The 26161-nt window shown below is 67.7% G+C and carries 18 protein-coding genes and 3 pseudogenes; 17 read left to right on the forward strand and 4 right to left on the reverse strand.

Annotation, left to right across the window (positions count from 1 at the left end; translation table 11 throughout):
- Nucleotides 1–23: 23 nt before the first annotated feature.
- From C1737_RS20025 to C1737_RS20085, 14 genes and pseudogenes are all read left to right on the forward strand, one after another.
- Nucleotides 24–311: a WXG100 family type VII secretion target gene (locus tag C1737_RS20025; protein ID WP_067920541.1), complete on the forward strand. Its 288-nt coding sequence runs from the start codon at nt 24–26 to the stop codon at nt 309–311.
- 86 nt (nt 312–397) lie between these two features.
- Nucleotides 398–1228: an ESX secretion-associated protein EspG gene (locus C1737_RS20030; protein ID WP_067920543.1), complete on the forward strand. Its 831-nt coding sequence runs from the start codon at nt 398–400 to the stop codon at nt 1226–1228.
- A 130-nt stretch (nt 1229–1358) separates the two neighbouring features.
- Nucleotides 1359–2384: a MinD/ParA family protein gene (locus tag C1737_RS20035; RefSeq protein WP_090419175.1), complete on the forward strand. Its 1026-nt coding sequence runs from the start codon at nt 1359–1361 to the stop codon at nt 2382–2384.
- Entirely contained in the window at nt 2381–3910 is a 1530-nt protein-coding gene (gene eccD / locus C1737_RS20040) for a type VII secretion integral membrane protein EccD (RefSeq protein ID WP_082973047.1), read from the forward strand. Before C1737_RS20035 ends, eccD (C1737_RS20040) begins: the two co-directional genes overlap by 4 nt.
- A 14-nt stretch (nt 3911–3924) precedes the next feature.
- Nucleotides 3925–4426 (forward strand): annotated as a pseudogene (locus tag C1737_RS27525) (type VII secretion-associated serine protease); the annotation flags it as partial.
- A 78-nt stretch (nt 4427–4504) separates the two neighbouring features.
- Nucleotides 4505–5500, forward strand: a pseudogene (gene mycP / locus C1737_RS27530) (type VII secretion-associated serine protease mycosin); the annotation flags it as partial.
- Nucleotides 5497–7056: a type VII secretion protein EccE gene (gene eccE, locus C1737_RS20050; protein ID WP_102419280.1), complete on the forward strand. Its 1560-nt coding sequence runs from the start codon at nt 5497–5499 to the stop codon at nt 7054–7056. The pseudogene mycP (C1737_RS27530) and the gene eccE (C1737_RS20050), both read left to right, overlap by 4 nt.
- 41 nt (nt 7057–7097) lie before the next feature.
- A complete protein-coding gene (eccA, locus tag C1737_RS20055; RefSeq protein ID WP_067922084.1) occupies nt 7098–8936 on the forward strand; it encodes a type VII secretion AAA-ATPase EccA in 1839 nt (612 codons plus the stop codon).
- A gap of 261 nt (nt 8937–9197) precedes the next feature.
- Complete coding sequence (gene mycP, locus C1737_RS20060) at nt 9198–10547, forward strand: type VII secretion-associated serine protease mycosin (protein ID WP_067922115.1); 1350 nt, start codon at nt 9198–9200, stop codon at nt 10545–10547.
- Between the two features lie 5 nt (nt 10548–10552).
- Nucleotides 10553–11938 (forward strand): type VII secretion protein EccE, encoded by a 1386-nt coding sequence (gene eccE, locus C1737_RS20065; protein WP_068092235.1) that lies wholly within the window; start codon nt 10553–10555, stop codon nt 11936–11938.
- 184 nt (nt 11939–12122) lie between these two features.
- On the forward strand, nt 12123–12473 hold the full coding sequence (locus C1737_RS20070; RefSeq protein ID WP_102419281.1) for a YbaB/EbfC family nucleoid-associated protein: 351 nt from the start codon (nt 12123–12125) through the stop codon (nt 12471–12473).
- A gap of 60 nt (nt 12474–12533) precedes the next feature.
- Entirely contained in the window at nt 12534–13319 is a 786-nt protein-coding gene (locus C1737_RS20075) for a sulfotransferase (protein ID WP_156751720.1), read from the forward strand.
- 43 nt (nt 13320–13362) lie between these two features.
- Nucleotides 13363–14418, forward strand: a complete 1056-nt coding sequence (locus C1737_RS20080) for a glycosyltransferase family 9 protein (RefSeq protein ID WP_142393475.1) — start codon at nt 13363–13365, stop codon at nt 14416–14418.
- Nucleotides 14419–14543: 125 nt separating this feature from the next.
- Nucleotides 14544–16184 (forward strand): DUF4254 domain-containing protein, encoded by a 1641-nt coding sequence (locus tag C1737_RS20085; protein WP_233214841.1) that lies wholly within the window; start codon nt 14544–14546, stop codon nt 16182–16184.
- Nucleotides 16185–16193: 9 nt separating this feature from the next.
- Here C1737_RS20085 and C1737_RS20090 read toward each other — a convergent pair whose 3' ends face one another.
- Complete coding sequence (locus C1737_RS20090) at nt 16194–16970, reverse strand: glycosyltransferase family A protein (RefSeq protein WP_102419284.1); 777 nt, start codon at nt 16968–16970, stop codon at nt 16194–16196.
- A gap of 113 nt (nt 16971–17083) precedes the next feature.
- On the opposite strand from C1737_RS20090, the gene C1737_RS20095 reads away from it, so the two are divergent.
- From C1737_RS20095 to C1737_RS27535, 3 genes and pseudogenes are all read left to right on the forward strand, one after another.
- On the forward strand, nt 17084–17770 hold the full coding sequence (locus C1737_RS20095; protein ID WP_233214842.1) for an FkbM family methyltransferase: 687 nt from the start codon (nt 17084–17086) through the stop codon (nt 17768–17770).
- A 504-nt stretch (nt 17771–18274) separates the two neighbouring features.
- On the forward strand, nt 18275–19738 hold the full coding sequence (locus tag C1737_RS26765) for a hypothetical protein (protein WP_158243987.1): 1464 nt from the start codon (nt 18275–18277) through the stop codon (nt 19736–19738).
- 2032 nt (nt 19739–21770) lie between these two features.
- A pseudogene (locus tag C1737_RS27535) lies at nt 21771–22043 on the forward strand (secretion protein EspK); the annotation flags it as partial.
- Nucleotides 22044–22115: 72 nt separating this feature from the next.
- Here C1737_RS27535 and C1737_RS20115 read toward each other — a convergent pair.
- The 3 genes from C1737_RS20115 to C1737_RS20125 all read right to left on the reverse strand — a co-directional run bounded on the left by C1737_RS20115 (nt 22116) and on the right by C1737_RS20125 (nt 25385).
- Nucleotides 22116–22865 (reverse strand): hypothetical protein, encoded by a 750-nt coding sequence (locus tag C1737_RS20115; protein ID WP_142393476.1) that lies wholly within the window; start codon nt 22863–22865, stop codon nt 22116–22118.
- 100 nt (nt 22866–22965) lie between these two features.
- Entirely contained in the window at nt 22966–24513 is a 1548-nt protein-coding gene (gene eccD, locus C1737_RS20120) for a type VII secretion integral membrane protein EccD (protein WP_102419289.1), read from the reverse strand.
- Entirely contained in the window at nt 24510–25385 is an 876-nt protein-coding gene (locus tag C1737_RS20125) for a MinD/ParA family protein (RefSeq protein WP_233214799.1), read from the reverse strand. The genes eccD (C1737_RS20120) and C1737_RS20125 overlap by 4 nt, the downstream gene beginning before the upstream one ends.
- Nucleotides 25386–26161 lie beyond the last annotated feature (776 nt).

The following is a 26161-nucleotide window of genomic DNA, read 5'->3' on the forward strand; positions in this document are numbered from 1 at the left end:
CGGTTTTTGAAAGGAAGTTAACAATGTCTGATCCAATTACTTACAACCCCGGAGCCGTGGCAGACTTCGCCAGCGATGTCGCTTCTCGCGCCGGTCAGTTGCAGGGCATTTTCGATGACACCTCGAACCGGACCAACGCGTTGCAGGAATTCTTCGCCGGCCACGGTGCGTCGGGCTTCTTCGAGGCGCAGGCGCAGATGCTCTCGGGGTTGCAGGGCCTCATCGACACGATCCGCCAGCACGGCCAGACCACGTCGCACGTGCTCGACGGCGCGCTGAGCACCGACCAGCACATCGCCGGCTTGTTCTGACTCCGCCCGAGGGCCGGTGAAGGTGGGGCAGGCGCGCCCGAGCGTGTGTGCCCCACCTTTGGTGTCTTGCCACCGAGGAGAGAGACATGCTGACAACGACGGTCGACGGACTGTGGGTGCTGCAGGCGGTCACCGGGGTGGAGCAGACCTGCCCCGAGCTCGGCCTGCGCCCGCTACTCCCGCGGCTCGACACGCCTGAGCGGGCACTGCGACACCCGGTGGCGGCCGAGCTGAAGGCCGCCGGCGCCCTCGACGATGCCGGCCACGTCGACCCGATGATCCGCGAGTGGCTCACTGTGTTGTTGCGGCGCGACTTGGCGCTGCTCGTGACCATCTCGGTCCCCGGGCGCGACGCCACGCGCGCGTCCATTTGCCGGTTCGCTTCCTGGTGGGTGGTTTTGGAACGCCACGAGGAGCTGGTGCGCCTCTATCCCGCCGGCACCGCCAGCAACGAAACCGGGGCCAGTGATCTGGTGGTCGGGCAGGTCGAGCGGCTGTGCGGGGTGGCCGAGGTGGCGCCCCTCAAGCCGGTCACCTTGGACACCGAGCACTTGCTCGCCTCGGTGCGCGACGCCGCCAGCCTGCGGACGTTTCTGCTCAGTCAGAACCTGGACGTCGACCAGCTGCAGATCGTCACGATGGCGGCCGATCCGGCGCGTTCCGCGCACGCGGCCATCGTGGGGCTGCAGGCCGGGGTGGGACCGGACGAGATGGCGCGCATCGCCGTCGGCGACTCGACCGTCTCCATCATCGACACCCCGGCGGGCCGCGTCTGCGTGGAGAACGTGATCTCGGGGCAACGGCGCTATCAGATCGTCTCGCCCGGTTCGCGCAGCGACATCAGCGGCGCGGTGCAGCGGCTCATCCGCCGCCTGCCCGCCGGTGAGGAGTGGTACTCGTATCGTCGGGTGGTCTGACCGGAGCCGGATTCTCAACTGACCCAAGATAAGTCGGTTAACCAATGCCGTGGAATAGCAACCTCTTACGCACTTGAAGGGGTTTGTTGATCGGTAAACGCGGTATCGCCAAGCGTGTTAGCATCGCGACGTGACGAGCCCTTGGAATGACCCGAATATGTCGGACGAAGGGGCGCTCAGACGGGGGGAACCGTCAGGGGGCCGCAACTTCCCGGATTCGGTATCCGACACCATGCGCATTACCGATCTGGCCGCGCCTCGAAAGATTCCCCCAGGCTCGGGTTGGCGGAAATTCATCTACGTCATCTCTTTTAAAAAAATTAACCCCGGAGAATCGCCCAGCGAGCGGCACTACCGGGACTTGCAGAACCGCATCCGGCGGCACATCCGTCGGCAGTACGTCATCACGGTGGTCTCCGGCAAGGGCGGCGTCGGCGTTTCGACGATGGTCGCCTGCATCGGTGGGGTGTTCCGAGAATGCCGGCCGCAGAACGTGATTGCGATCGACGCGGTCCCGGGTTTCGGCACGCTGGCCGACCGGATCGATGAGTCACCGCCGGGTGACTACACCGCCATCATCAACGACACCGACGTGCAAGGCTACGCGGACATCCGTGAACACTTGGGACAGAACCCGATAGGCCTCGATGTGCTGGCCGGAAACCGCACCTCGGACCAGCCCCGGCCGCTGGTGCCGGCGATGTTCTCCGGCGTTTTGTCGAGGCTGCGGCGAACCCACACCGTGATGATCGTCGACACCTCTCCGGATCTGGAACACGAGGTGATGAAGCCGGTCTTGGAGAACACCGACACCCTGGTGTTCGTCTCCGGCATCACCGCGGACCGGTCTCGGCCGGTGCTGCGGGCCGTGGACTACCTCAGGTCGCAGGGCTACCACGAGCTGGTCTCGCGCAGCACCGTGATCATCAACCACACCGATCAGATCACCGACAAGGATGCGCTGGCGTACCTGACCGAGCGGTTCAGCAAAGTCGGCGCGACCGTCGAAGAGATGCCTTTCGATCCGCACCTGGCCAAAGGTGGGCTCATCGACACGGTTCATGAATTGAAGAAAAAGACGCGGTTGCGGCTTTTTGAAATTACCGCCGGCCTGGCCGACAAATACATTCCGGATGCGGAGCGGACGGCGCCGTGACATCAGCGCATAAGGTCGCCTTCCCGGCGCGCTGTGCGGTCAATATTTCCTACGAGAGGCATCTGTGCTCGCAAGTGTTCCCCGCCGGAATTCCGGTGGAGGGATTCTTCGAAGGAATGGTCGAGCTCTTCGACGCGGACTTGAAGCGGAAAGGGTTTGAAGGCATAACGTTGCCGGCCGGCAGCTACGAACTCCACAAGATCAACGGGGTCCGGCTCGACATCAACAAGAGCCTCGACGAGCTGGGCGTGCAGGACGGCGACACCCTGGTGTTGGTGCCCCGGGTCGCCGGCGAGTCCTTCGAACCGCAGTACGAGTCGCTGTCGACCGGTCTGGCCGCCATGGGCAAGTGGCTGGGCCGCGACGGCGGTGACCGGATGTTCGCCCCGGTGACGCCCCTGACCGCCGCCCACACCGCCATCGCCATCATCGCGATGGCGGCCGCGGTGGTCGTCGCCCTCGCGCTGCGCGCGCGGACGTTCACCGACAGCCCAGTCCCGGCCGCGGTGGCCGGCGCCGTCGGCGTCTTGCTGATGATCGCAACGTTCGTCGTCTGGTGGGGCTGGCGGGAGCGGCGCGACATGTTCAGCGGGTTCGGCTGGCTGGCGGTCGTGTTGCTGGCCGTCGCGGGCGCCTGCGCGCCGCCGGGCTCCCTCGGCGCAGCCCACGCGGTGATCGGACTCGTGATCGTGATCCTGGGGGCGATCGCCATCGGTGTGCTGACCCGCAAGCGGTGGCAGACGGCGGTCGTCACGGCGGTGGTGACGGTGTGCGGGATCCTCGCCGCGGTGGGCGTCGTGCGGATGTTCCGGCCGGCCTCGCCGCAGGTGCTGGCCATCTGCGTGCTGGTGGGATTGCTGATCCTGGTCAGGATGACGCCGCTGATCGCGTTGTGGGTGGCCCGCGTGCGGCCGCCGCACTTCGGATCGATCACCGGGCGTGACCTGTTCGCGCGCCGCGAGGGCATGCCCGTCGACACGGTCGCCCCGGTCAGCGAGGACGAGTCCGAGGACGAAGACAACGAGCTGACCGACATCACCGCGCGGGGCGCGGCGATCGCCGCCTCGGCCCGGCTGGTCAACGCCGTCCAGGTCGGGGTGTGCGTGGGGGTGTCGATCGTCCTGCCCGCCGCCGTGTGGGGAGTGCTGGCGCCGGGACGCCAATGGGCCTGGTTGGCGCTGGTGGTGGCGGGCCTGGTGGTGGGCATCTTCATCACCCAGGGCCGCGGATTCGCCGCCAAGTATCAGGCCGTGGCGCTCGCCTGCGGCGCCTCGGCCGCGGTGTGCGCGGGAGTGGTGAAATATGCGCTCGCCGAGCCGAAAGACGTTGTGAACGGCCTGCTTTGGCCCGCGACGGCCGTCGCAGCCTTCGCCGCGCTCGGCCTGGCCGCGGCCCTTTTGGTGCCCACGGTGCGGTTCAGGCCCTTCATCCGGTTGACCGTGGAATGGGTGGAAGTGCTCGCGTTCATCGTCTTGCTGCCGGCGGCGGCGGCCCTGGGAGGGCTCTTCACGTGGATTCGCCACTGAAGCGGGTGGCGGCGATGACCGCCGCCGTCACCCTTGTTGCGCTTGCGGCGAATGTCCCTGCCGCACAGGCGATCACGCCTCCACAAGTGGATCCGGGATTGGTGCCGCCGGACGGACCGCCCCGATCGGACCAGCCGATGCGGCGCGCCAACAGCTGCTCGACGCCCATCACCGTGCGCAACCCCGACGTCGCGCAGCTGGCGCCCGGCTTCAACCTGCTCAACATCAGCAAGGCATGGCAATACAGCACCGGCAACGGTGTACCGGTGGCGGTCATCGACACCGGTATTTCGCCCAACCCGCGGCTGCCCGCCGTGCCCGGCGGCGACTACATCATGGGCGAGGACGGCCTGTCCGACTGCGACGCGCACGGCACGATCGTGGGCTCGATCATCGCCGCCGCGCCGCAAGGGGTTCTGCCCATGCCACGGCCGATGCCCTCGACGCCCGCCTTCCCCCCACCGGCCGGACCGCCACCGGCCATCGGCGCACCTCCGCCGCCCGTGGAGGTGCGCTGTTTTTTTTTTTCCAAAAAAAAGGCGGAATACGAGTAAGTCCGCCGTGTCGTGTGCTCGGTATTGTTTATAAAAGACGGGGCCGCGGGACCCGCAGACCGAGGACGAACCCGCCGTGCCGCCGCTGCCGCCGGGAGCGCCCGACGGGGTGGTCGGGGTCGCCCCGAACGCCACCATCATCTCAATCCGCCAGTCGTCCAGGGCTTTTGAGCCGGTCAACCCCCCGCCCGGAGATCCCAATTCCGACGAGAAGGTCAAAGCCGGCACGCTCAACACGGTCGCCCGCGCAGTGGTCCACGCGGCCAACATGGGTGCCAAGGTGATCAACATCTCGGTGACCGCCTGCCTGCCGGCCTCGGCCCCCGCCGACCAACGCGCGCTCGGCGCGGCGCTGTGGTATGCCGCCACGGTCAAGGACGCGGTCGTGGTGGCCGCGGCCGGAAACGACGGGGAAGCCGGCTGCAACAACAACCCGATGTACGACCCGCTGGATCCGTCGGATCCCCGGGATTGGCATCAGGTCAAGGTCGTCTCGTCGCCGTCCTGGTTTTCCGACTACGTCCTGTCGGTCGGTGCGGTCGATGCCACGGGCGCCGCGCTCGACAAGAGCATGTCGGGACCTTGGGTGGGTGTCGCGGCGCCGGGCACCCACATCATGGGCCTCTCACCCCAGGGGGGCGGACCGGTCAACGCCTACCCGCCGTCGAGGCCGGGCGAAAAGAACATGCCGTTCTGGGGCACCAGCTTCTCGGCCGCCTACGTCAGCGGCGTCGCGGCCCTGGTGCGGGCGAAATACCCGGGTCTCAGCGCGCATCAGGTGATCAACAGGATCGTGCAGTCGGCGCACAACCCGCCCGCTGGAGTCGACAACAAAGTCGGATATGGGTTGGTCGATCCCGTTGCGGCGCTGACGTTCAACATCCCGCCGGGTGATCGGATGCCCCCCGGTGCGCAGACCCGGATCATCCGGCCCGCCCCGACGAACCCCCGCAACATCGCGATCGGGTTCGTCGGGGCGGTGGCCGCCGGCGTGCTCGTGGCCGCCATTGCGGCGCGGCTGAGGAGGGCGCGGTGAGGTCCACGCTGACCGGGTTCAGCCCGGGCAGCAACCGACGGGTCGTCGGGGTGTGGGTCGTGTTCCTGCTCGCGGTGGCGAGTTGGGCGGCGGCCGGCTACATCGGCGCCGCGGTCGCCGCGGCGGTTGGCATCGCCCTGGTCTTCGTCCGGTGGTGGGGTCAGCCCGCGTGGTCGTGGCTGGTGTTGTGGCGCCACGGCCGGCGGCCGATCAGCTGGGACGCCCCACTGACCGTGGCCAACAACCGTTCCGGCGGTGGCGTCCGGGTGCAGGACGGCGTCGCGGTGGTGGCGGTGCAATTGCTGGGCAGGGCCCACCAAGCCACCACGGTGACCGGCTCGGTGACCGTCGAGACCGACAACGTCATCGACGTCGTCGAATTGGTGCCGATGATGCACCAGGCGCTGGGTTTGATGCTCGACTCGATCAGCGTCGTTTCACTCGGCTCCCGGCACGGCACCGTCGGGGACTACCCGCGGGTGTATGACTCGGAGATCGGTACCCCGCCATATGCTGGCCGGCGCGAAACCTGGTTGATCATGCGGCTGTCGATCATCGACAACACGCAAGCGCTGCGTTGGCGGACAACCGTTGGCGCCGCGGCCATTTCGGTGGCGCAGCGTATCGCGGGCCTGCTGCGCTGCCAGGGGTTGCGGGCCAAGGTGGCCAACGCCACCGACCTGGCGGAGCTGGATCGCCGGCTGGGGTGTGACGCGATCGAGGGGGACGTGCAGCGCTGGAAGGCCATCCGCGGCGAGGGTGGCTGGATGACGACCTACGCGTATCCGGCCGAGGCGATCAACTCGCGCGTGCTGTCGCAGGCGTGGACACTGCGCGTCGACGAGGTCATCCAGAATGTGACCGTGTACCCGGACGCGACCTGCACGGCGACCATCACCGTGCGCACACCGACACCGGCTCCCACCCCGCCCAGCGTGATCCTGCGCCGGCTCAACGGGGAACAGGCCGCCGCCGCGGCGGCCAACATGTGCGGCCCGCGGCCCCACCTGCGGGCGCTGCGTCCCAGCCCGCTGCCGGAGCATCTGCTCACCGAGATCGGCCCGTCGGGCGTGCTGATCGGGAAGCTGAGCAACGGGGACCGGCTCATGATCCCCGTCACCGACGCCGGTGAACTGTCAAGGGTTTTCGTGGCGGCTGACGACCCGATCGCCAAGCGCATCGTGATCCGCACCGCCGGCGCCGGCGAGCGGGTCTGCGTGCACACCCGCGACATGACGCGCTGGGCCACCGTGCGAATGCCCGAGATCAGCGTCGTCAGCACCGTCCGCCCCGCGCCGCGCACCACCGTCAGCGTCGTGGAGCACGTCGCTTCGATCTCGCCCACCCCGCGACCCGCGACCGTGATCACCGTCGCGCCTTCGGGCACCAGGCTGCCCGAAGGGCACCGGCACAACTTCGAGGTGATCATCGAACAGGTTGGTCCCGCAATGGTGCGGGTCAGCGCGGCGGGCGAGGACTGGCTGGTCGAGATGGACATGTTCCGCGCCGAGAACCGCTACGTGAGTCTCGAGCCGGTCACCATGTCGGTCACATAGGACGTCAAAGAGTTTGAGGCATAGTTCGATGAGCGCACACGATGGGTGATCTGCAAACCGCCCGTAGGCATTTCGACCGGGCCATGACCGTCAAGAACAGGCAGGGCCGGGCGGCCGCGCTGCCCGAGTTCGTCGCCGCCACCGATGCCGACCCGTCGATGGCCGACGCGTGGCTGGGCCGCATCGCGTGCGGCGACAACGACCTGGCCTCGCTGAAGAAGCTCTACGCCACCAGCGAATGGCTGCACCGCGAGACGACCCGCATCGGGCAGACGCTGGCCGCGGAGATCCAGCTGGGCCCCTACATCGGGATCACGGTGACCGACGCGTCGCAGGTGGGGCTCGCGTTGTCGTCGGCGCTGACCATCGCCGGGGAGTACGCCGAGGCCGACCGGCTGCTCGCCAATCGCGACCTGCTGGATGCCTGGGCCAATTACCAATGGCACCAGCTGGCCCGGGCGTTCTTGATGTACACCACGCAACGCTGGTCGGACGTGCTGCTGACGGCCGCCGAGGAGCTGCCGCCGCAGGCCATCATCATGTCGGCCGTGACGGCGTCGATCTGCGCGCTGGCGGCCCACGCCGCCGCCCACCTGGGGCAGGGCAGGGTCGCCCTGGACTGGCTGGACCGCGTCGACGTGATCGGGCAAACCAACGCGTCGGGCCGCTTCGACGCCGACGTGCTGACCGCCTCGATCGGGCCGGCCGATATCCCGCTGCTGGTCGCCGACCTGGCCTATGTCCGCGGGATGGTGCACCGCCAGCTGCGTGAGGAGGACAAGGCTCAGGTCTGGCTGTCCAAGGCGACCATCAACGGCGTCCTGACCGAGGCCGCGAAGGCGGCTCTGGCCGACCCCAACCTGCACTTGGTCGTCACCGACGAGGAAACCATCGCCAGCCGCACCGACCGGTGGGACGCGTCGACGGCCAAGAGCCGCGATGAGCTCGACGACGACGCCACCGCCGAGCGGCGCGCCGAGCTGCTCGCCGAGGGCCGCGCTCTGCTGGCCAAGCAGGTCGGGCTGGCGGCGGTCAAGCAGGCCGTGTCGGCGCTCGAAGACCAGCTGGAGGTGCGGATGATGCGCCTCGAGCACGGCCTGCCGGTGGAGGGGCAGACCAACCACATGCTGCTGGTGGGTCCGCCCGGTACCGGTAAAACCACCACCGCCGAGGCGCTGGGCAAGATCTACGCCGGCATGGGGATCGTGCGGCATCCCGAAATCCGCGAGGTCCGCCGGTCGGACTTCTGCGGCCACTACATCGGGGAGTCGGGGCCCAAGACCAACGAGCTGATCGAAAAGTCGCTGGGCCGAATCATTTTCATGGACGAGTTCTATACCCTGGTCGAGCGGCACCAAGACGGCACACCCGACATGATCGGCATGGAGGCCGTCAACCAGCTGCTCGTCGCGCTGGAAACGCACCGCTTCGACTTCTGTTTCATCGGTGCGGGATACGAGGACCAGGTGGACGAATTCCTCACCGTGAACCCCGGTTTGGCGGGCCGATTCAACCGCAAGCTGCGGTTCGAGTCGTATTCGCCGGCCGAGATCGTCGAGATCGGTCAGCGCTACGCGGCACCGCGCGCCAGCAAGCTCGACGACGCCGCGCGCGAGGCGTTCCTGGACGCGGCCACCACCATCCGCAATTACACGACGCCCGGGGGGCGGCACGGCATCGACGCCATGCAGAACGGCCGGTTCGCCCGCAACGTCATCGAGCGCGCGGAGGGCTTCCGGGACACCCGCGTGGTCGCGCAGAAGCGTGCCGGCCAGGCGGTGACCGTCGAGGACCTGCAGATCATCACCGCCCCCGACATCGAGGCCGCGGTGCGCAGCGTGTGTTCGGACAACCGTGACATGGCGGCCATCGTCTGGTAGTCGCCATCCATTGGACGGCCGGCGGACACCCGCCGTTCCGGTGGCGTTCATATTCCACCCGCGCGGGGAAAAGCGTGCCGCGACGGCTCTTTGGGGGCTCCAGGCGCCGCCGGGCGTAACCCGGCGCACTCTCGAGGAAACGCGTCATCGATGCGGCCGGGCATGCTTAAGATGCAGGCGGCGCCACGTCCGCGAATACTGCTCCCGAATGGTCGGCGGGCAGGACCAGCGCCGCGGCTGATCGAAATGGAGTGTCCGGCGGTGCACCGTATCTGGCTGATCACGGTGACGCTGACGATCGTGCTGTTCACCGCGCCCCCCGCGTCGGCGGTCGCCCCGCCCTCGATCGACCCGGCCGCGATGCCGCCCGACACAACGGGACCTGACCAACCGCTCGAACAGCGCCGCGTCTGCAAGGCCCCATTGACGTTGCCGGGAACCAACTTTCACGATCCACCGTGGGCCGACGCGTACCTGGGCGTCGGCGCGGCACACCGGTTCGCGACGGGCGCCGGCGTCACGGTGGCCGTCATCGACACCGGGGTGGATCCCTCGCCTCGGGTCCCCGCCGAGCCGGGTGGCGACTTCGTCGTTGCCGACGGCGACGGCCTGTCCGACTGCGATGCGCACGGGACGCTGATCGCGTCGATCATCGCCGGCCGGCCCGCGCTGACCGACGGATTCGTCGGCGTCGCACCGGACGCCCGGGTGATCTCGCTGCGCCAGACGTCGGAGGCGTACGAGCCGAAGGACAACCAGGCCAACCAGAACGACCCCAACGCGTCGCCCGCGGCCGGATCCGTCCGCAGCCTGGCCCGCGCGGTGGTGCATGCCGCCAACTTGGGCGCCAACGTGATCAACATCAGCGAAGCGGCATGTTTCAAGGTGAGAAAGCCGGTCGACGAATCCACGTTGGGAGCGGCCCTCAATTACGCGGTCAACGTCAAGAACATCGTGGTCGTCGTCGCGGCCGGCAACACCGGTGGCGACTGCGCGCAGAACCCGCCGCCCGACCCGTCCATGCCGAACGACCCCCGCGGGTGGCAGCAGGTGCAAACGATCGTCACGCCGGCGTGGTACGCACCGTTGGTGTTGGCCGTGGGCGGTGTCGGCCAGAACGGGGCGCCGAGCCCCTTCTCGATGCACGGCCCGTGGGTGGGTGCGGCGGCGCCGGCGGAGAACATCGTCGCGCTCGGTCCCGACGGCGAGCCGGTGGACGCCCTGCCCGGCAAGGACGGCCCGGTGCCGATCGCCGGCACTTCGTTCGCCGCCGCGTACGTCTCCGGGCTCGCGGCGCTGCTTCGGCAGAAGTTCCCGGACTTGGCGCCGGCGCAGGTCATCAACCGGATCACGGCCAGCGCGCGCCACCCCGGCGGCGGCGTCGACGACGCTGTCGGGGCGGGCACAGTCGATGCGTTCGCGGCACTCACATGGGCTATTCCGGCCGGCGCCCCGGCGGCTACACCGTTGATTGTCAACCGGATTCAGCCCCCGGCCCCCGTGCCGCCGCCTGATCACGGGCCCATCACCGTTGTCGCCGCGGGCATCTTCGGCCTGCTGGTCGCGTTGGGGCTGGCCACCCTGACCAGACAAGCTCTGCGAAGGCGCTGAATCGCATGAGGGCCTTCCGGTTACGGTTCTCCAGCGGCCACGCGTTGTGGGTCGCGGCGATCGCGCCGCTGTGCATCCTCTTGTTCATGAGAACCCGCTACCAATGGGCGGGACCCACTCTGGTGGCGGTGGCCGCGGTACTTGCCTTGGTGACGTTCCGCGGTCGCCGGCTGACCGGTTGGATCGGTACCGCGTGCGCCTGGCTGGTGCGGCGCCGCAGGCAGCCCGACGTTCCCTCCGAGCCGGCCGTCGGCGCCACCGTGCAGCCGGGAGAGCATGTGGCCGTGCGCTGGGAGGGCGAAGTCCTGGTCGCCGTCATCGAACTCATCCCCCGACCGTTCACACCGACGGTCATCGTCGACGGGCATGCGCATACCGACGACGTCGTGGACACCCGGCTGCTCGAGCAACTGTTGGAGATCAACTGCCCCGACCTGGAGGCCGACATCGTCTCGGCCGGCTACCGGACCGGTAAGCCGGCGTCGGCCGAGCTGCTCAGCCTCTACCAGCAGGTGACCGGCACCGACCCGGCTCCAGCGCACCGGCGGACCTGGATCATGCTGCGCGCCGAGCCGCAGCGCACCCGCCGCTCGGCGCAGCGGCGCGACCATGGAGTGGCTGGGTTGATCCGCTACCTGGTGTCGTCGGCGACGCGTATCGCCGACCAGCTCGCCGGGCACGGCGTCGACGCCGTCTGTGGACGCAGCTTCGATGATTACGACCACGCCACCGAGATCAGCTTCGAGCGGGAACGCTGGTCAAAGATCAAGGGCGGCAACAACTTCACCGCGGCCTACACCGCGATCGGAGGGCCGGACGTATGGTGGTCGGTGCACGCCGACCACACCATTACCCGGGTCCGGGTGGTGCCCGGCAGGACGCCGCAGTCGACGGTGCTGCTGACCACCTCGGAGTCGCCGAAGAAGCCACGGGGTTTCACCCGCCTGTCCGGGAGCCAGCGCGCCGCGCTGCACGGCCAGTCCCTGGTCCCCGACCGGCACTACCAGCTCCCGATCGGGTCGGCGGGCGTGCTGGTGGGCGAGACGGCGAACCAGTACCCGGTGTACATGCCGTTCGACGACATCGACACGAGTATCAACTTCGGTGATGCCCGCGCATTCATGCAATTTGCGGTGCGGGCCACCGCCTCGGGCGGCAACGTCACGCTCGGGCCGCGTTTCACCGAGTTCGCCGAGTTGATCGGTGCGCACGTAGGGCCGGAATCGAAGGTGGCGTGGCCCCACGCGACCACCTATCTCGGACGTCACCCGGGGGTGGCACGGGTGACGCTGCGCCACAACGTGATCAGCACTCCGAGGCATCGCCAGCTACCCATCCGACCGGTATCGCCGCCCGAGGAGAGTCGCTACCAGAGCGCGCTGCCGCGCTAGGGAAACGGCCGGCAAACTCCGGGTGTCATCGCACAAACGGCCAGGGTGTGCGGCGGGCAACAAGCAAAAAAGCCGTCACTGACCGGCGTCGGGTCACCCTAGACTGAGGGTCTGCCGTGGAGCGAGGCCATACCGGTAATCGGCCACGCAGCCAGGCGTCCCCGAGATTGAAGGAACCTCGCACATGACTAGCAGGGAACCACACCCGCAGGTTACTGAGACGTTGGCGCAGTTCGAGCGGTTCAACAAGGCCCTCGAGGACCAGATGCACCATACGAACACTGAATCGTTCACGGCATCGGACGAGACGGAAACCGTCGAAGTGACCATCAACGGGCATCGGTGCCTCGTCGACCTGCATATCGAAGACGGGCTGCTGCGGCTGGGCGCCGACACGGTGCAGCGGCGCATCAACGAGGCGCTGGCCAACGCGCAAGCCGGCGCGACCGAAGCCATCCAAGCTCAGCAAGCGCAGCTGGTCGCCAACCTCACCGACATTCTCGGTTCCCTGCAAAACACCGTGGGCATGAGCTGAGTAGCTCCACGACCGGCCAGGTCTTGTGATGCCCGCCTGACAGCCGCGCGGGAGACGGCCGTGCAGCTTTTCGTCACGGGGCCACCACGATCCGGGATGACCATGGTCACCCAGTTCCTCAATCACCATGACAACATCAGGATTTTCGACGAGATCGATCTGATCCAGGTCGGCAGGTACGGCGAGTCGGTGATCGGCACGCTGCAAGCGTTTCTGCTGGAGCGAGGCGTCTATCTGGACTACCGGCGCCGCGCACGGGAAACGGCCGACCCGGCACTGGTCCTGCGTACGTTGATGGGCGAGATCGCCGGCCCCGGCGTCATCTGGGGCGAAAAGAACCCCAGGTATGCGACCCAGCTGGCGGCCCTCAGGCGCAGCTTTCCGGAGGCCGCGGTGCTCTTCGTCCTGCGCGATCCCCGAGAGGTGGTGAATTCCTGTCTGGTGCATCGGGAATCGCCCCACCGGACACCGATGGACTTCTGGATCAAGGATTCGGTTGCCGAAGCGCTGGCGCTGGTGGATAGCAGCCTGGAGCCGCTCGAGACCGCCGACGCCGAGTTGGTCGTCCTGCGCTACGAGGACTTCGCGCGGCGACCGACGGCGACGCTCGACGCGGCCCTGGGCCGGTGGGGTCTCACCTTTTCCGACAGCGCCGTCGCGCTCGCCCATTCAGCGCCCGAGACCGTCGGCGACCATCAGTTCTTGCGCGACGGCGTTCCGCTGCCGTGGAAGGTCGGCAACCTTTCGCCCTTGCGCCAAGCGCCCCCCATCCGGGGCCGGGTCGACGCCGGCGATCGGGTCTGGGGCCAGGTTGAAACCCTTGCGCGGCGGTTCGGTTACGACTGAACGGGTCCCGCGGACACCGGCAGAGTCTAAGCTTTGCCGGAGGATGGTCGGTTCTGAGCGAAACCCCAGTTTCCCCGGGCGGGACTCGGTAGCCGCCGAGCGCGGCCTGCCAAGGGATCTGTTGCGGGCGGACACGCCCGCGGCATGTTTCGTCTCCAATATCGGGGACTCCCTGTTGACGTTGCCGGCGCTGAGAGCGATGGCCGAAATGTTCACCTCCCCGCTCACGCTGATCTGCCCCAAGGTGGTGTTCGACCTGTGCTTCCGGGAGATCAGCGACCGGCATGTGGACACCACGGGATTGCCCCTGGCGGGACCGCACCCCTTACCGGGATCGCTGCCCCGGGCCCGCGATTACGAAACCCTGGCGGCGGAGATCGGCGCCGTCGATGTCTTTATCGACACCCTGACGTGGAGCGCCTTGTCCAGCACCGTCATTCGACCTCTGGTTGAACGCCTCGCGCCGACGACGACCATCGGCTTCTCGACCGACTACGGTTATGACTACGTGGTCCCCAGGGAACAGATCCACTACGCCGACTTGATGTTCAAGTTGCCGCGCCTGTTCGATCCTTCGCTACGTATCGAGAGCTACGCCCAGCCGCTACCCATTCCACCAGCGGTGCAGGAACAGGCGCGGGCGATCCGCGCCGGCGTACCCGCGGGGGTCAAGGTGCTCGTCGTGCACGCCGACACCGATTGGGCGGAAAAACGTTGGCCCACTACCAGGTTCATCGACCTGCTGGACCGGTTCTTGTCGCGCCGCCCCGATTTCGTGGCCTGGGTCGTGGGGATGGGGCATGAGGAGCTCAACGTCGGGCGTGAGCGTGACCGGGTGATTCCCCGGCTTGGGCTCCCGCTCGACCTGACCATGAGCATGGTGGCCAGCGCGGACCTTTTCGTGGGGATCGATTCGTGCATGTTGCATGCCGCCGACCTGGCCCGGGTCCCGGGCGTTGGGTTGTTCGGTGTGACGCGGTCCGAGACCTGGGGCTTCCGGTTTGGGCCACACCGGCACCTCGACATGCCGCTGATGGCGGATATCGCCGTGGAGGCGGCGCTCGATGCGATGGAGGATCTGGCCGGAGAGCGCGTGTGAGCCATGGCCGCCGAACCGGTTTCGCCGGTACACCCAGGACGATGGCCCGAAGCCGCCGGCTAACGCGACGCGACACGGTCGGTTTATGGTTCTAAGCTCTGCGAAGGATGGTCGGATTGCGCGAAATGACGGTGCTGCAGGGCGGTCACGCGGTCACGGTTGAGCGTGGCATGCTGGGCCAGTTGCTGCACGCGCGTACGCCCACAATCTATTTCTCCACGCTCATCGGTGACTCGGTGCTGACGCTGCCGACTTTGCGCGCGTTGGGCGAGATGTTCACCGCCCCGCTCACGCTGGTTTGCCCGAAGATCGCCCACGACCTGTGCTTCCGCGAAGTGGATTCCCGCCTTGTCGACATCACGGGCTCGCCGCCGGTCGGGCCCTCGTTGGGGCCACCCTCAAACCGAATCCTCGACTATGACGCCGTGGTGTCCGAGATCGGCCCTGTCGACCTGTTCATCGATGCCGTGCCGTGGGAGGTGCCTTCGAACGCTTTCCTGCGACCTCTGCTGGAACGTCTCGCACCCGCGACAAGCATTGGCTTCCCGACCGGCGTTGCGTACGACGTTGTGCTGCCGCGCGATGTGCCGCACTCGGCCGACCTGGCGTTCAAGTTGGCGTTGCTGTTCGATCCTTCGGCGCGGATCGAGGCCTACGCGCAGCCGGTGCCCATCCCAACGCCGGTTCAGCAGGACGTTCGATCGATCCGTGCCGCTTTACCCTCGGGGACGAAAGCGCTTGTCGTGCACGCCGATACCGGTTGGGCGAAGAAGCGGTGGCCGGTCGGCAGGTTCGTCGAACTGCTGGACCGGTTCTTGTCACGCCATCGCGATTTCGTGGCCTGGGTCGTCGGGATGGGACACGAGGAGCTCAACGTGGGGCGCGAGCGCGACCGCGTATTTCCCTATCTCGGGGCGCCGCTTGACCTCACGATGGGCCTGGTCGCCGAGGCCGATCTTTTCGTGGGGATCGACTCCTCGATGCTCCATGCCGCCGATTTGGCGCGCGTGCCGGGGGTCGGGCTCTTCGGCCCGACGCAGTCGGCGACGTGGGGGTTTCGGTTCGCGCCGCACCGGCACATCGATGCGGACAGCATGCTGGACATCACCGTGGAGCGGGTCCTCAGCGCGATGGAGGAGCTCGCCGAAGAGCACGTCCATACCGCGGCGCGACTTCGGGATGATGCACCCGCTGGCGCACAAGACGATTCGCCCGACGCGGAGCTGCTGTCCGCGGTGCGGCAGTTCCACGACACCGCGCTGTCCTGGCATGGCGCCGAGCCCGCCAGCGCCGCCGATGACGGCAGCATCGCCGCCAAAGCCCTGCACCTGCACGCGATGAACTTCGGCTTGTGGCATCACGAAGACGCAGTTCGCAGGCCCGGTGCCGGCGACAACGAGGTGGCTCGCAGGAAACGTTGCATCGACGACCTCAACGCCCGGCGCAACGCCGCCATCGAAGACATCGACGCCGCCCTGCTCGCTCGTCTCAATCCCAGCCCGAGCGCCGCGCTGCACACGGAAACCCCCGGCACAATCGTCGACCGACTTTCCGTCCTGACGCTGCGGATCTTGCACACGAACCGATCGGAACACGGCGCCTCGCACCTCGGAGTGCTCGAGGAGCAGTACGACGACCTCCTACGCGGGCTCGAGCGGTTCCTCACCCGGATGCGAGACGGCGACCTCAGATTCAAGCTGTACAGGCAATTCAAGTCGGCAGATCAGCGAGGTTACTGTGCGCTGTTCGAGTCCCGCGACGCGTGACGGCCCGGATCAATAGGCCGCCGAGTTCCACCATTCTTCCCAGTCCAGATACGGGTCCTTGTGCTCTTCGTATTGAAGGTGCAGCCCCAGCGACGGTATCGGGGTGAAAAGTGTCACCTGCTCCCGCCAGATCTCGTTGATCGTCGACGCTTCGAAGATGTGATTCGCCACGCCGTAGGGAGTGCTCGAGTATCGCGCGAGCCGGTCGAAAAGCTCCCAATTCCTCCGTAACGTGCCCACTTCGACCCAGCAGGTATTCGTGGTATGTGTATTGGTGCGCCAATGCCTTTTCGTGCCGTACACCACGCGACAATCCTCACGACTGAATATCATGCTCCAATAATTTTTGGGATCGTCGTACGGATGCAGGGCCACTTCCCGCCCGCCGAGCTTGTCCTTGAACAACGCGTGCGCTGCCAGCATCTCCTCGATGGCCGAAGGCGTATGCAGATAATCGTCCTCGACGAAATAGACCACCTCGCGAGCATCGTCGCGCGCACGGGAAAACGATGCCAGGCAGGATGCGTTGTAGCCCCTGTCCTCGAGTGCGACGAATTCAACCGGATAGCTGCATGTCGAAAGTATCCGCCGCAGAATCGAGACGGTCTCGGCCGACGAGTGGTCATCGAAGACCCGCAAGACGATGTCGCCGTCGGCTTGATTGATCGATGTCACGAGCGACCGCGCGCAGCGCAGCATGATTTCGCTTTTCGGGGCGCCGACGTATCGGTGCGCCCCGTGCACGCTTATGTCGGAATGGGTCTGAAGGTGTATGTCGAGTTTCACTGCCGGCTAGCGTAGCCGATTTCGGGCCCAGCCTGTCTTGTGCCGGATGCTCCGGGGAGGCACTGACAGCGTGTTAGCGTAACGCGGTGTATTGGATCGCGAATGGTCCCGACATCGCGGTGAGACGCCATTTTACCGAATCCGATTGGAACCGCACTCTGGTCAGAGAACTCCAATCCCGCCGGGTGAACACCGTTTTTGATGTCGGCGCGAATTCAGGACAATACGCTGCCGGGCTCCGTTCGGCCGGCTTCGAGGGCCGCATAATCTCTTTCGAGCCGCTGTCCGGGCCGTTCTCCGTGTTGGAACGCGCGGCATCGGGCGATCCGCTTTGGGATTGCCGGCAGTGTGCGCTCGGCGATCATGACGGGACGATCGAGATGAACGTCGCAGGCAACTCGGGTGCCAGTAGTTCGGTGTTACCCATGCTGGAGAGCCACCGGGATGTCTATCCTCAGGCGAACTATGTCGGGACCGAGGACGTGGCGATATGCCGACTCGATTCCGTCGCACCGGCTCTGCTGGGGCCGGGCGACGTGGCCTTTCTCAAGATCGACGTGCAGGGCTTTGAGAAACAGGTGATCGCCGGGGGCGAGTCAACGGTCAATCGCCATTGCGCGGGGGTGCAACTCGAATTGACCTTCGTGCCGTTGTACGAAGGTGGCATGCTCGCCCAAGAGGCCCTTGATCTGGTGCAATCCCTGGGTCTCACCCTGAGGGGGTATCTACCATTCTTTATCGACGTACGCGATGGCCGAGTATTGCAGGCCGACGGGGTCTTTCTCCGTGGCGGCGAATGATCCGAAATGGTCGGGGAACCGGTTCGCGGCCCGCTGACCTGCGGCGGCCGGTCGAGCGCGCCCCCCGCTCGGGCCGAACGGCGAGAACCGGTCCGTCACACGGCGTTCCACCTCGGTCCGCGGTTGCCGTAATCCGAATTCCCGGTGCGCTCCGGCACCCGATTCGGTGCACCGCAAAGCCGCACCAACCGGCGTCATCAGGCAAAAAATCGCCGCGCGTGGGCCCTGTTCGGTGGAATAGGATGGCACACGGTAGTGGCTGCGGCGTCACTGCACCGCCCGCATGGCCGGCAAGACGAGAGGGGTGGTGGTCGGTGGTTACGCCATCTCTGCCTACCGGTGTCGCCGGAGCGGGCGTGCTCCTCGGCGACACCGGCGCTGTGTCGCACCGCCGATTGCGGGATCGCCCGTTTTCCGGACCCGCGCACGACCGTTCCCTCGATGGCGTACCCAGGACATGAGCAACCGAGGATGCTGGCCTCAGCACAAGGAGAATGAGCCGACATGACGCAGACGCTGAACGTGGAATACCAAGAGCTCATGGCGCGCGCGGACGAAATCGAGCGACCCCTTCCCGCAATCCCTTCCACCAACCCACCGGGACCGTGCGAGATCTCTTTCGTCAAGGATGCCGCCGTACAGCTCGCGCAAAACGCGGACCAGATGCGGACGTACCTCAAGGCGTGCCAACGGGAATGGCGGACCCTGGCGAAATCGCTGCGGAATGCGGCCAAGGCGTACGAAGAGGCCGACGAGGGATCCGCGGCGGCCATCGACAAGACCATGAACGACGGCTCGGGAGGGACGTCGGCTTCCGCGGGCGCAAGCGAACAAGTCTCGGCCCTGTGCGATCCGGACGAGGATTACAGCGGATATCTGCCACCGCCGCCGCCACCGCCACCGGCGTTCCAATATCCCTATTACGAGGTCCGCCAGGCCGCGAAGGATATCGAAGCCGGCGACCAGGGCAGAGCCTTCCGGGCATTCGCGACCGAATGGGATACGTTCCAGCTGACTTTCCAGCGGGAGACCAGCGACCGGTTCCGCCCCTTTGTCTCGTGGGAGGGCGACGCCAGGACCGCCGTTGAGACGAACTTCGCCCAACAGCGGCAATGGATATCTTCGATGGTCGCGAAGTGCCGCCAGCTTGCCAAACAGGCCAACATCGTCGTGGACGCCCACAAAAAGGCCACCCTCACGACCGGCTACCAAAACCAGCACGCGCAGGAAGGCGCGCATCCCACCACATACGAAGTGTCGCAGTGCGATTATTGGTACAAGCGCTACACACAATACAGCCAGTGGTACATATCGCTCGCCATCGAATGGTACGAGAAGCTGCAGGCACAGTCCGAATCGGCGCTGGCCCAATACGTTTCGAGCGGACAGATACCGCTGGCGCAGATCGTTCCCGACAACCCGGTGCCGGCCACACGCATTGACGCCCCGAAGACCGACGACGGCACCGACGACCCCAGCAAGCCCGACAACCCGTTCGATCCCGACAACCCGTTCGACCCCAACAACCCATTCGACCCGAACAACCCCCTCAACGACGGGGGCTCTCCGCCGGCCGCCGCGCCCACCGTCCCGTCGGTTCCCGGCATGCCCACGGCGCCGCCGGGGGCGGACACCGCGAAGCTGGACCAGGCCGTGAAGGACTTGAAGAAGGGGGCCGCCGGCATGAAAGGGGGGGTCAAACCGGCGTCGCTCGGGGGTGGCGGCGCCGGCATGCCCTCGATGCCGTTACAGCCCGCGACGGAAACCGGCGCGGCCGCCGGTCCCGCGTCGGCGGCCCCGGGGGCCGCGCGGGGGCATGGGCGGCATGGCGCCCATGGGCGGTCAAGGCCAACAAAATGCCGGCAAGGGCAAGCGCGTGCAGTCCGAGGACGAGTCGATGTACACCGAGGAGCGGCAATGGACGGAGGGCGTCATCGGCAATCGACCGCGCAAGGCCGGTGGCCCTGACAAGTAATCAACGCCCGGCCGGTCGGTCATTTTGCCGCAGTTAGCCTGTCCCCACGTCGATTACGCTTATTACCCATGAGCTTCGGCACCCGCCAACTCCCGGGTTCGCCCATGCCGGCGGCATGTTCGGAGAGGGGAGAGGAGTAGGCGATGGGTATTGCCAAGCCGACCGGTGCATACTCCGAGCAGATGCTCGAGCCGGGCGGGTGGCCGGAAGTCGATGAGGATGCCCTCTACGACCGGGCCGTGGAGTACACCCAGGTGTTGCGGGAAGTCACAGACGTCTTGGACACCTGCCGGTATCAACGGAACGAGATCTTCGGTGGCGGTGTCTGGTCGGGCGGCGCGGCGAGCGCCGCGGACGGCGAGCTGGGGACGAACATCAACGAGTTGATGACGCTGCAAAACGGCCTGGCCACCATCATCACCTGGGATCGGTATACCGCCCAGTCGATCGAGCAGGCCAAGTCGGACATCACCGAGAACGTCGAAACCGCGCAGCAGCAGATCAGCATTCTGGAAAGCGATTCCGGCCTGGACGCCGCCGAGCGCACCACGGCCATCAACAACGTGGTCGCAACGACGCTCGGGGCCAACGTCAGCACGATGGAAGGCACGGCGGAGCGAATCCTGGCGAGCAAGGCGTGGAAGCCACCGCCTAACGCCCTGGACGACCTGCTCGACCAGAAGACGCCGCCCCCCCTCACGCTTCCCGACGCGACGCCGCAGACCCCGCCGGTCGAGGAAGATCGACCGCGGCCCGTCCCCGAGCAACCGAGCACGGTACCGCCGGCGCCGGCGCCACCGATGACGCCCGCGCCCTCGCTGCCCGGGATGCCGACGCCGGGCGGTGGCGCCGGCGTCGGCGGCGGTCCTCAGCCCACTCCGGTAGCGCCGCCCGCCACCGACCGGCCGCCTGTGCCCGGGGCGCCCGCTCCCGGTGCCCCAGCCCCCGGGGCGCCCGGCCCCGCGACGCCGGGCGCCCCGGGGGGGCCTGGTGGTGGACCGTCGGCTCCCGCGGCCCCGCTGGGTCCGGCGGCTCCCGCCGCTCCGCTGGGTCCGGCGGCCGCGGCTCAACCCACCGCGGGTGGGGGCAGCAAGGGCATGGCCCCCGCGTCGGCGACGTCGTCCTCGACGGCGGCTCGTGCGGAGGAGTCGTCGACGACGGCCGCACCCGCGGGAGCGACCGGCATGCCGGTCGCTCCCGCGGGTGCGGCCGTCGTCGACGACTCCNCCCACGATGCGACCGGCCTCGGCCGCGCGGACGACGCCGCGGGCGGCGGCCGCCGCGCAGGTGCAGTCCCCCGACCCGGCGGAAACGGCGGATGTTGTTGTGCCACTGCCGATCATCCCGGTTTCAGCGGCGCGAGCGGAACGTGACGCCATCGCCGATGCCGCGACCGCCGACGCGGCCCGGCGCGGCGGGACCGACCCGCTGCAGTTGGCGCGGCGGATAGGGGCGGCGCTCAACGCCCCCGGCAGCGGCGGGATGGCCAATCTCAACTTCTTCTGGGTGACCGCGGTGACCACCGACGGTTCGATCGTGGTGGCCAACAGCTATGGGGTGGCCTACATACCCGACGGCGTGCAGTTGCCCGAACAGGTGCACATGGCCAGCGCCGACGACGCGATCCCGGCTGACGAGCGGGCGCGGTGGGCCACCTATCCCGTGATGGCCGTGCAAGGTTGGGCGAACCACCATGACAAGAAGCTGCGAGCGGTGATCGCCACCGAGGAGCAGTTCGCGAAGTCCGATCCCGGCGCCGCCAAGATTGTGTTGACGCCGGAGGACATCCCAGACAGCGGTGCCATGGTCGGCCGATCCCGGCTGGAAGTGGTGGATCCCTCGGCGGCGGAACAGTTGGCGGCGACCAGCGACGCGCGATTGGTCGACCTGATGCCGGCAGCGCCGGCGGGGGCCGAGCCGGCCGGGCAACACCCCACTTCCGAAGTGGTGGATCCCGCGGGGGCCGCTGAGTTGGCGGCCTCGGTCGACGCGGGGACGGTCGACGCGCAGCAACTTCTGACGACGTTGCCGGCGGCGCCGGCGGAACCGAGTCCGCCGGTGGACGAGCGCCCGATGTTGTGGTTTGACGTGGTAAAGCCGTTGGCCAGCAAGGCCTCTGGCCGCTCAGCCGCCCACCTGCGCGCATTCCGCACTTACGCTGCGTACGCTCAAGAAGCGCTGCTCGCCGAGGCGCGTACCGAAGTCGACCTCGATGTCCAGCGCTCCGCGGTCGCCGACTGGCTGTACTGGAAGCGCATCACCGCGTTACTCGACGAAGCCCTGGCCGACGCATCCTAGAACGGGCCGGACATCCCGGCCCCGCTTCGAAATCGCTTGCACCACAAGCGAGCCGACGTCACCGCGGCCGGCTCAGAGCCCAACCTCCGACGGCTCTGCGCGGTGCGCAGTCGTGGGCCGCACCGGGGCGGTCCCCGACGCCCGGTCACCGGGCGCGGCGCCGGTGCCCAGCGATTGGTCCCCGTCGGGCTTCGTCTGGTCGACCAGTTGCGTTTGGCCGTCGGCCGGCTGGTCCTTCTTCGTGGTGTCGTCGGCGAGCTGCGCCGGTGCCGCCGCAGCCCCGCCCATGTTGCCCGTGGCCTGCTGGACGCTCGACATGATGGTCTGCATGCCTTGCGTGACAGGCCCGAGGGCCTGCCCCATTCCGCTGAGCTGTGCCATCGGTGCAGCGATGTCTGTCGGCTGACCCTTCTTGTCGGGCTGTGGTTTCGGCTCGGGTTTGGGCTTTTGACCGTCTTTGTCTTTCGATTCGTCTGCGGTGGCACGCAATTGCTGACCGGTCGGCGGGCCGGCGGCCGGCGCTTGCACGGCGGCGAGGAACCGGGCGCCGCCTACATGCTCGCCCAGGGCCTGATCCGTCTCGGCATACATTCCGGCCGCCGAGACGATGCTCGAGCCGGTTCTGACGACCGCCGATTCAACGGCGGGTAATCCTTTGATAACGGGCGATTCAATCACGGGAAGAGTTTCGTTGATCGCCGCCGATATCGCGTCCGCACCCGGCACGGATATGGGTGGTGGCACCGACGGGAAAACAAGCGCCCGCAACGTCGCACCCGCAGCCTTCAAACGCGAGGGATCGACCACCAGTGGCTCAGTCATTGCCCAATCCTCTGTCGACGGTGTTACAACAATCCTAGTGAATGGGCCGCATCCGAACTGCGCCAGTTTTTCGGAGATATTGGGGTGTCGCCCGAGTGGCTCAGAAGCGAATATTGCGAACGGTGTCGTAGACGCCGGCGATCCATAGCAGCATGGGGATGATGGCGGCGACAATGGTGCCGTCCAACAATTCCAGAATCCGCTTCGTGACGGGCGAAATGCGGCGGACGGCAACCGTCGCCGCGACGATCGCCACCGCGACCAGGCACACCGCCAGGTACATCGTCAGGAAAAGCCACGCCTTGGCCGGATACCAGAGGCTTAGCCGGACCATCACTCCGGTCGGCACGGCGATGGCGGCGGTCAGCAGGGCCCACGCGCACCAGCGTTCTGCATAGAGTCGGGACCTGAACCCGCACGCCGCCGCGACGAGGCCGGCAACGGCGAGACTGTGGACGAAAAAGTGGCCGCGCACGACCAGCGCGATCGTCCCGACTGTCAACACCAGGGTGCCGGCCAACACGAACCCGGTGAGCAGTTGCTTGGCCAGGTGGCTTCGTTCGGTGAGGCGCACGGCGGAGTCGGGAACCGACGCGATGATCGCTTGCCAGGTCCGGTTTTCGCCCTGATCGCCGGCCTCGTCGCCCTTGACCGCGTCGAGCAGTTCGTCATGGTCGACGGCCTCGCCGGGCGCGGGGATGGGTGGCAGCGCAATGCGCGCGACCGCGACAGTGAGCTTGGCCGCGTTCGTGATGGTGAACAGGCCGAACACGATGGCACCCGCAGGCACCCACTGTTGCCAGCCGTAGCCATAGCAGATGGCCGCCGCGGTCACCGCGATCGCCGTGACCTCGATGAACGATGCAAGTTCGAACCGCCGCCGGGGGCCGCCGCGCACCATCAGCGTCAAGAACAGGACGGTGGCAGCGGCACCGGCGAGTTGGGGTGCGCCCAGCGAGTCGACCCGGTGCGGCCGGGGGATGGCCAGCGCCACGGCGACCGCTATCAGGGGGTACGCCGCCGCCAGCAAACCCTCCGACAGGTTCGCGCTCCGGTAGAACCGGTTGGCGGCCCAGCCGCCGATCAGCGCGAGGAGTCCCCCGACGCCGATTCCCAGCGCCCACCACAGGTGACGTCCGGTGTGCTCCCAGGTCAGCGTCGCCAGCACGACGACCACCAGCGCCACAGCCGGGATCGCCACCGCGATGAGGCGATTCAGCGCGGGCCGATCGAACTGCGGCGATTCGTCGAGGACCGCGATCGCGTCGATGACGTCCTCGACAAGCGGCCGGTACCGCTCCGTCCTGCTCACCGACACCAGCGTCAGCAGTGACCCGTCGACGACTCCGGCGTCGTCCAGTGACTGGTCAACCGGCAGCGGCGGGGCCCCCGGGCGGGCGAACGTCCATGAACCCTGCGCGGTGAACTCGAAGCCGGCCAGCACGTCCGCCGGTGTGTCCTCGAGCAATTCGGCGAGCACCGCGACGGTGTCATCGACGTAGGTCTCGATCGGCGCCACCGAGGGCAGCACGACGTCCGTCATCCGCTTCCCGGTGAGGATGGTGACCCGGGTGGTTGCCGGCTTCGGCGGGGGTGCCGCGGCGGTCGCCGGGGCCGCGGCAGCGGCGCTGGCGGTCGACGCGGTCAACGACGTTCACTCCTGTCGAAATCGTCGGACAGTGCTGCGGCTAGTTCGATGATCTTACGCTGGTAGGGCGGGCTGAGCAGGGCGAATTGCACCTCCGTGCCTGCGGCGATGTGCTCGTCCCACGGCAGCACGATAACGCGGCCCGGGTGGACGTGCTGCTGGAACTGTCGCACCACGTCGCTGTCCGCGGTTGTGGAGTCTCCCGGCACGACGTGATTGATGACGACACATGCACGATCGAGCAGATCGCCGTAGCCGTTGTTGCGCAACCAGTCGAGCGCGACCGCGGCCTGCCGGACGCCATCGACTGAGGCGGTGGACAGAACGACCAACCCCGACGCCACCGCAAGCACGCCATGCGCCGCCGGGCTGAACAGGTCGGCTCCGCAGTCGGACACCACCAGGTTGTAATACCTGGGCACCATCCCGAGAGCGCGTTTCCACTCCTCGGCGCTCAATAACGGCCGCGTCCCGTTGTAGTCGGGGGCAGAGAGCACTTCGAGGCTGACGGCGTTCATGCTGGTGTGGGCGCGGACGTCGTTGTAGTGCGACAGCGCTCGATTCGCCACCAGGTCCGCGACGGTCGCGGCGGTCTGACGTCCGACCCGGTTCACGAGGTCTCCCGAAACGGGGTCCGCGTCGACAGCCAGGATCCTGTCGCCGCGTAACTGAGCGAACGCTGAACCCAGCGCGGCCGTCACGGACGTCCGACCGGCGCCACCCTTGAGACCCAGCACTCCGATCTCGTACGAACCGTGAATGGGGCGGCGGATTCGGTTCTGGAGTTCGAGCTCGTATTTTTCGTCGCGCGACAGCCCGAGGTTGATCCGGGTCAGGATATGGCCCCAGCGCCGCCAGCCCCGCCGCGACACCGGTCGCGCGGCTGGTTTGCCGGCCGTCGGCCTCGCCGCGGGTTCGGGCGTCGCGCGGGCCGGGGCGGACGCCGACGCGGCGGGTGCCGCTGGTTCGCCTCGCCCCCGCGTTTCCGGCGGTCCGCCGTTGGGTGGTGCGGTGGATGGGCGCAACGGAAGGGAGGGGCCGGGCGCGTTGCCCTTGGTGGATTGGGGTCCGGCACGGTGGCTGTTTTGCGACTTGGCGCGGCCGAGTTGCGGGTTGGGCCCTTCGGCCGGGTCTTGACGCGCATGCCGCGGAGGCTGTTTGGCGACCCGGTTGCGTTCCTTGGGCCCGCGTGGTTGAGGCCGTACCGGTGGGGGTGGCGCGGCGGTCAGGTCGGCCGGCATCGGCGGGTGCTCGGCTGGGGATTGCTCGGGCCAGTGGACGGGCATCGGCGGCGGTGCCTGCCCGTTGGGCTTCGGCGCGTCCGTCGGCATGGGCGGGGTCGGCGCCGGGATATCGGGGTCGTAGGCAGTGTCCGCACCGAGCCCGTCCGATGTGTCGGTGTCGGCGGGCGACTCGAAAAGCCGGTCATAGTCGACGGGAATGGGCGGTCGGGTCGCCGCCGCGGGTGGCGGGGCGGCCAAGTCGACCGGCATCGGCGGGGGTTCTGGCGCGGGGGCCCGCGGGGGGCCCCCCCGCGAGCCCGCGGGGGTTGGGGGCGCGGCCGGGCCCCTTGGGCGGGGGGGGGTTGGGGGGCCCCGCGGGGCGGGGGGCGGGCCGGCCCCGTGCTGGGGCCCCCTCCCCCCCGCGC

Source organism: Mycobacterium sp. 4858, from assembly GCF_900240975.1.
Taxonomy (GTDB): Bacteria; Actinomycetota; Actinomycetes; order Mycobacteriales; family Mycobacteriaceae; genus Mycobacterium.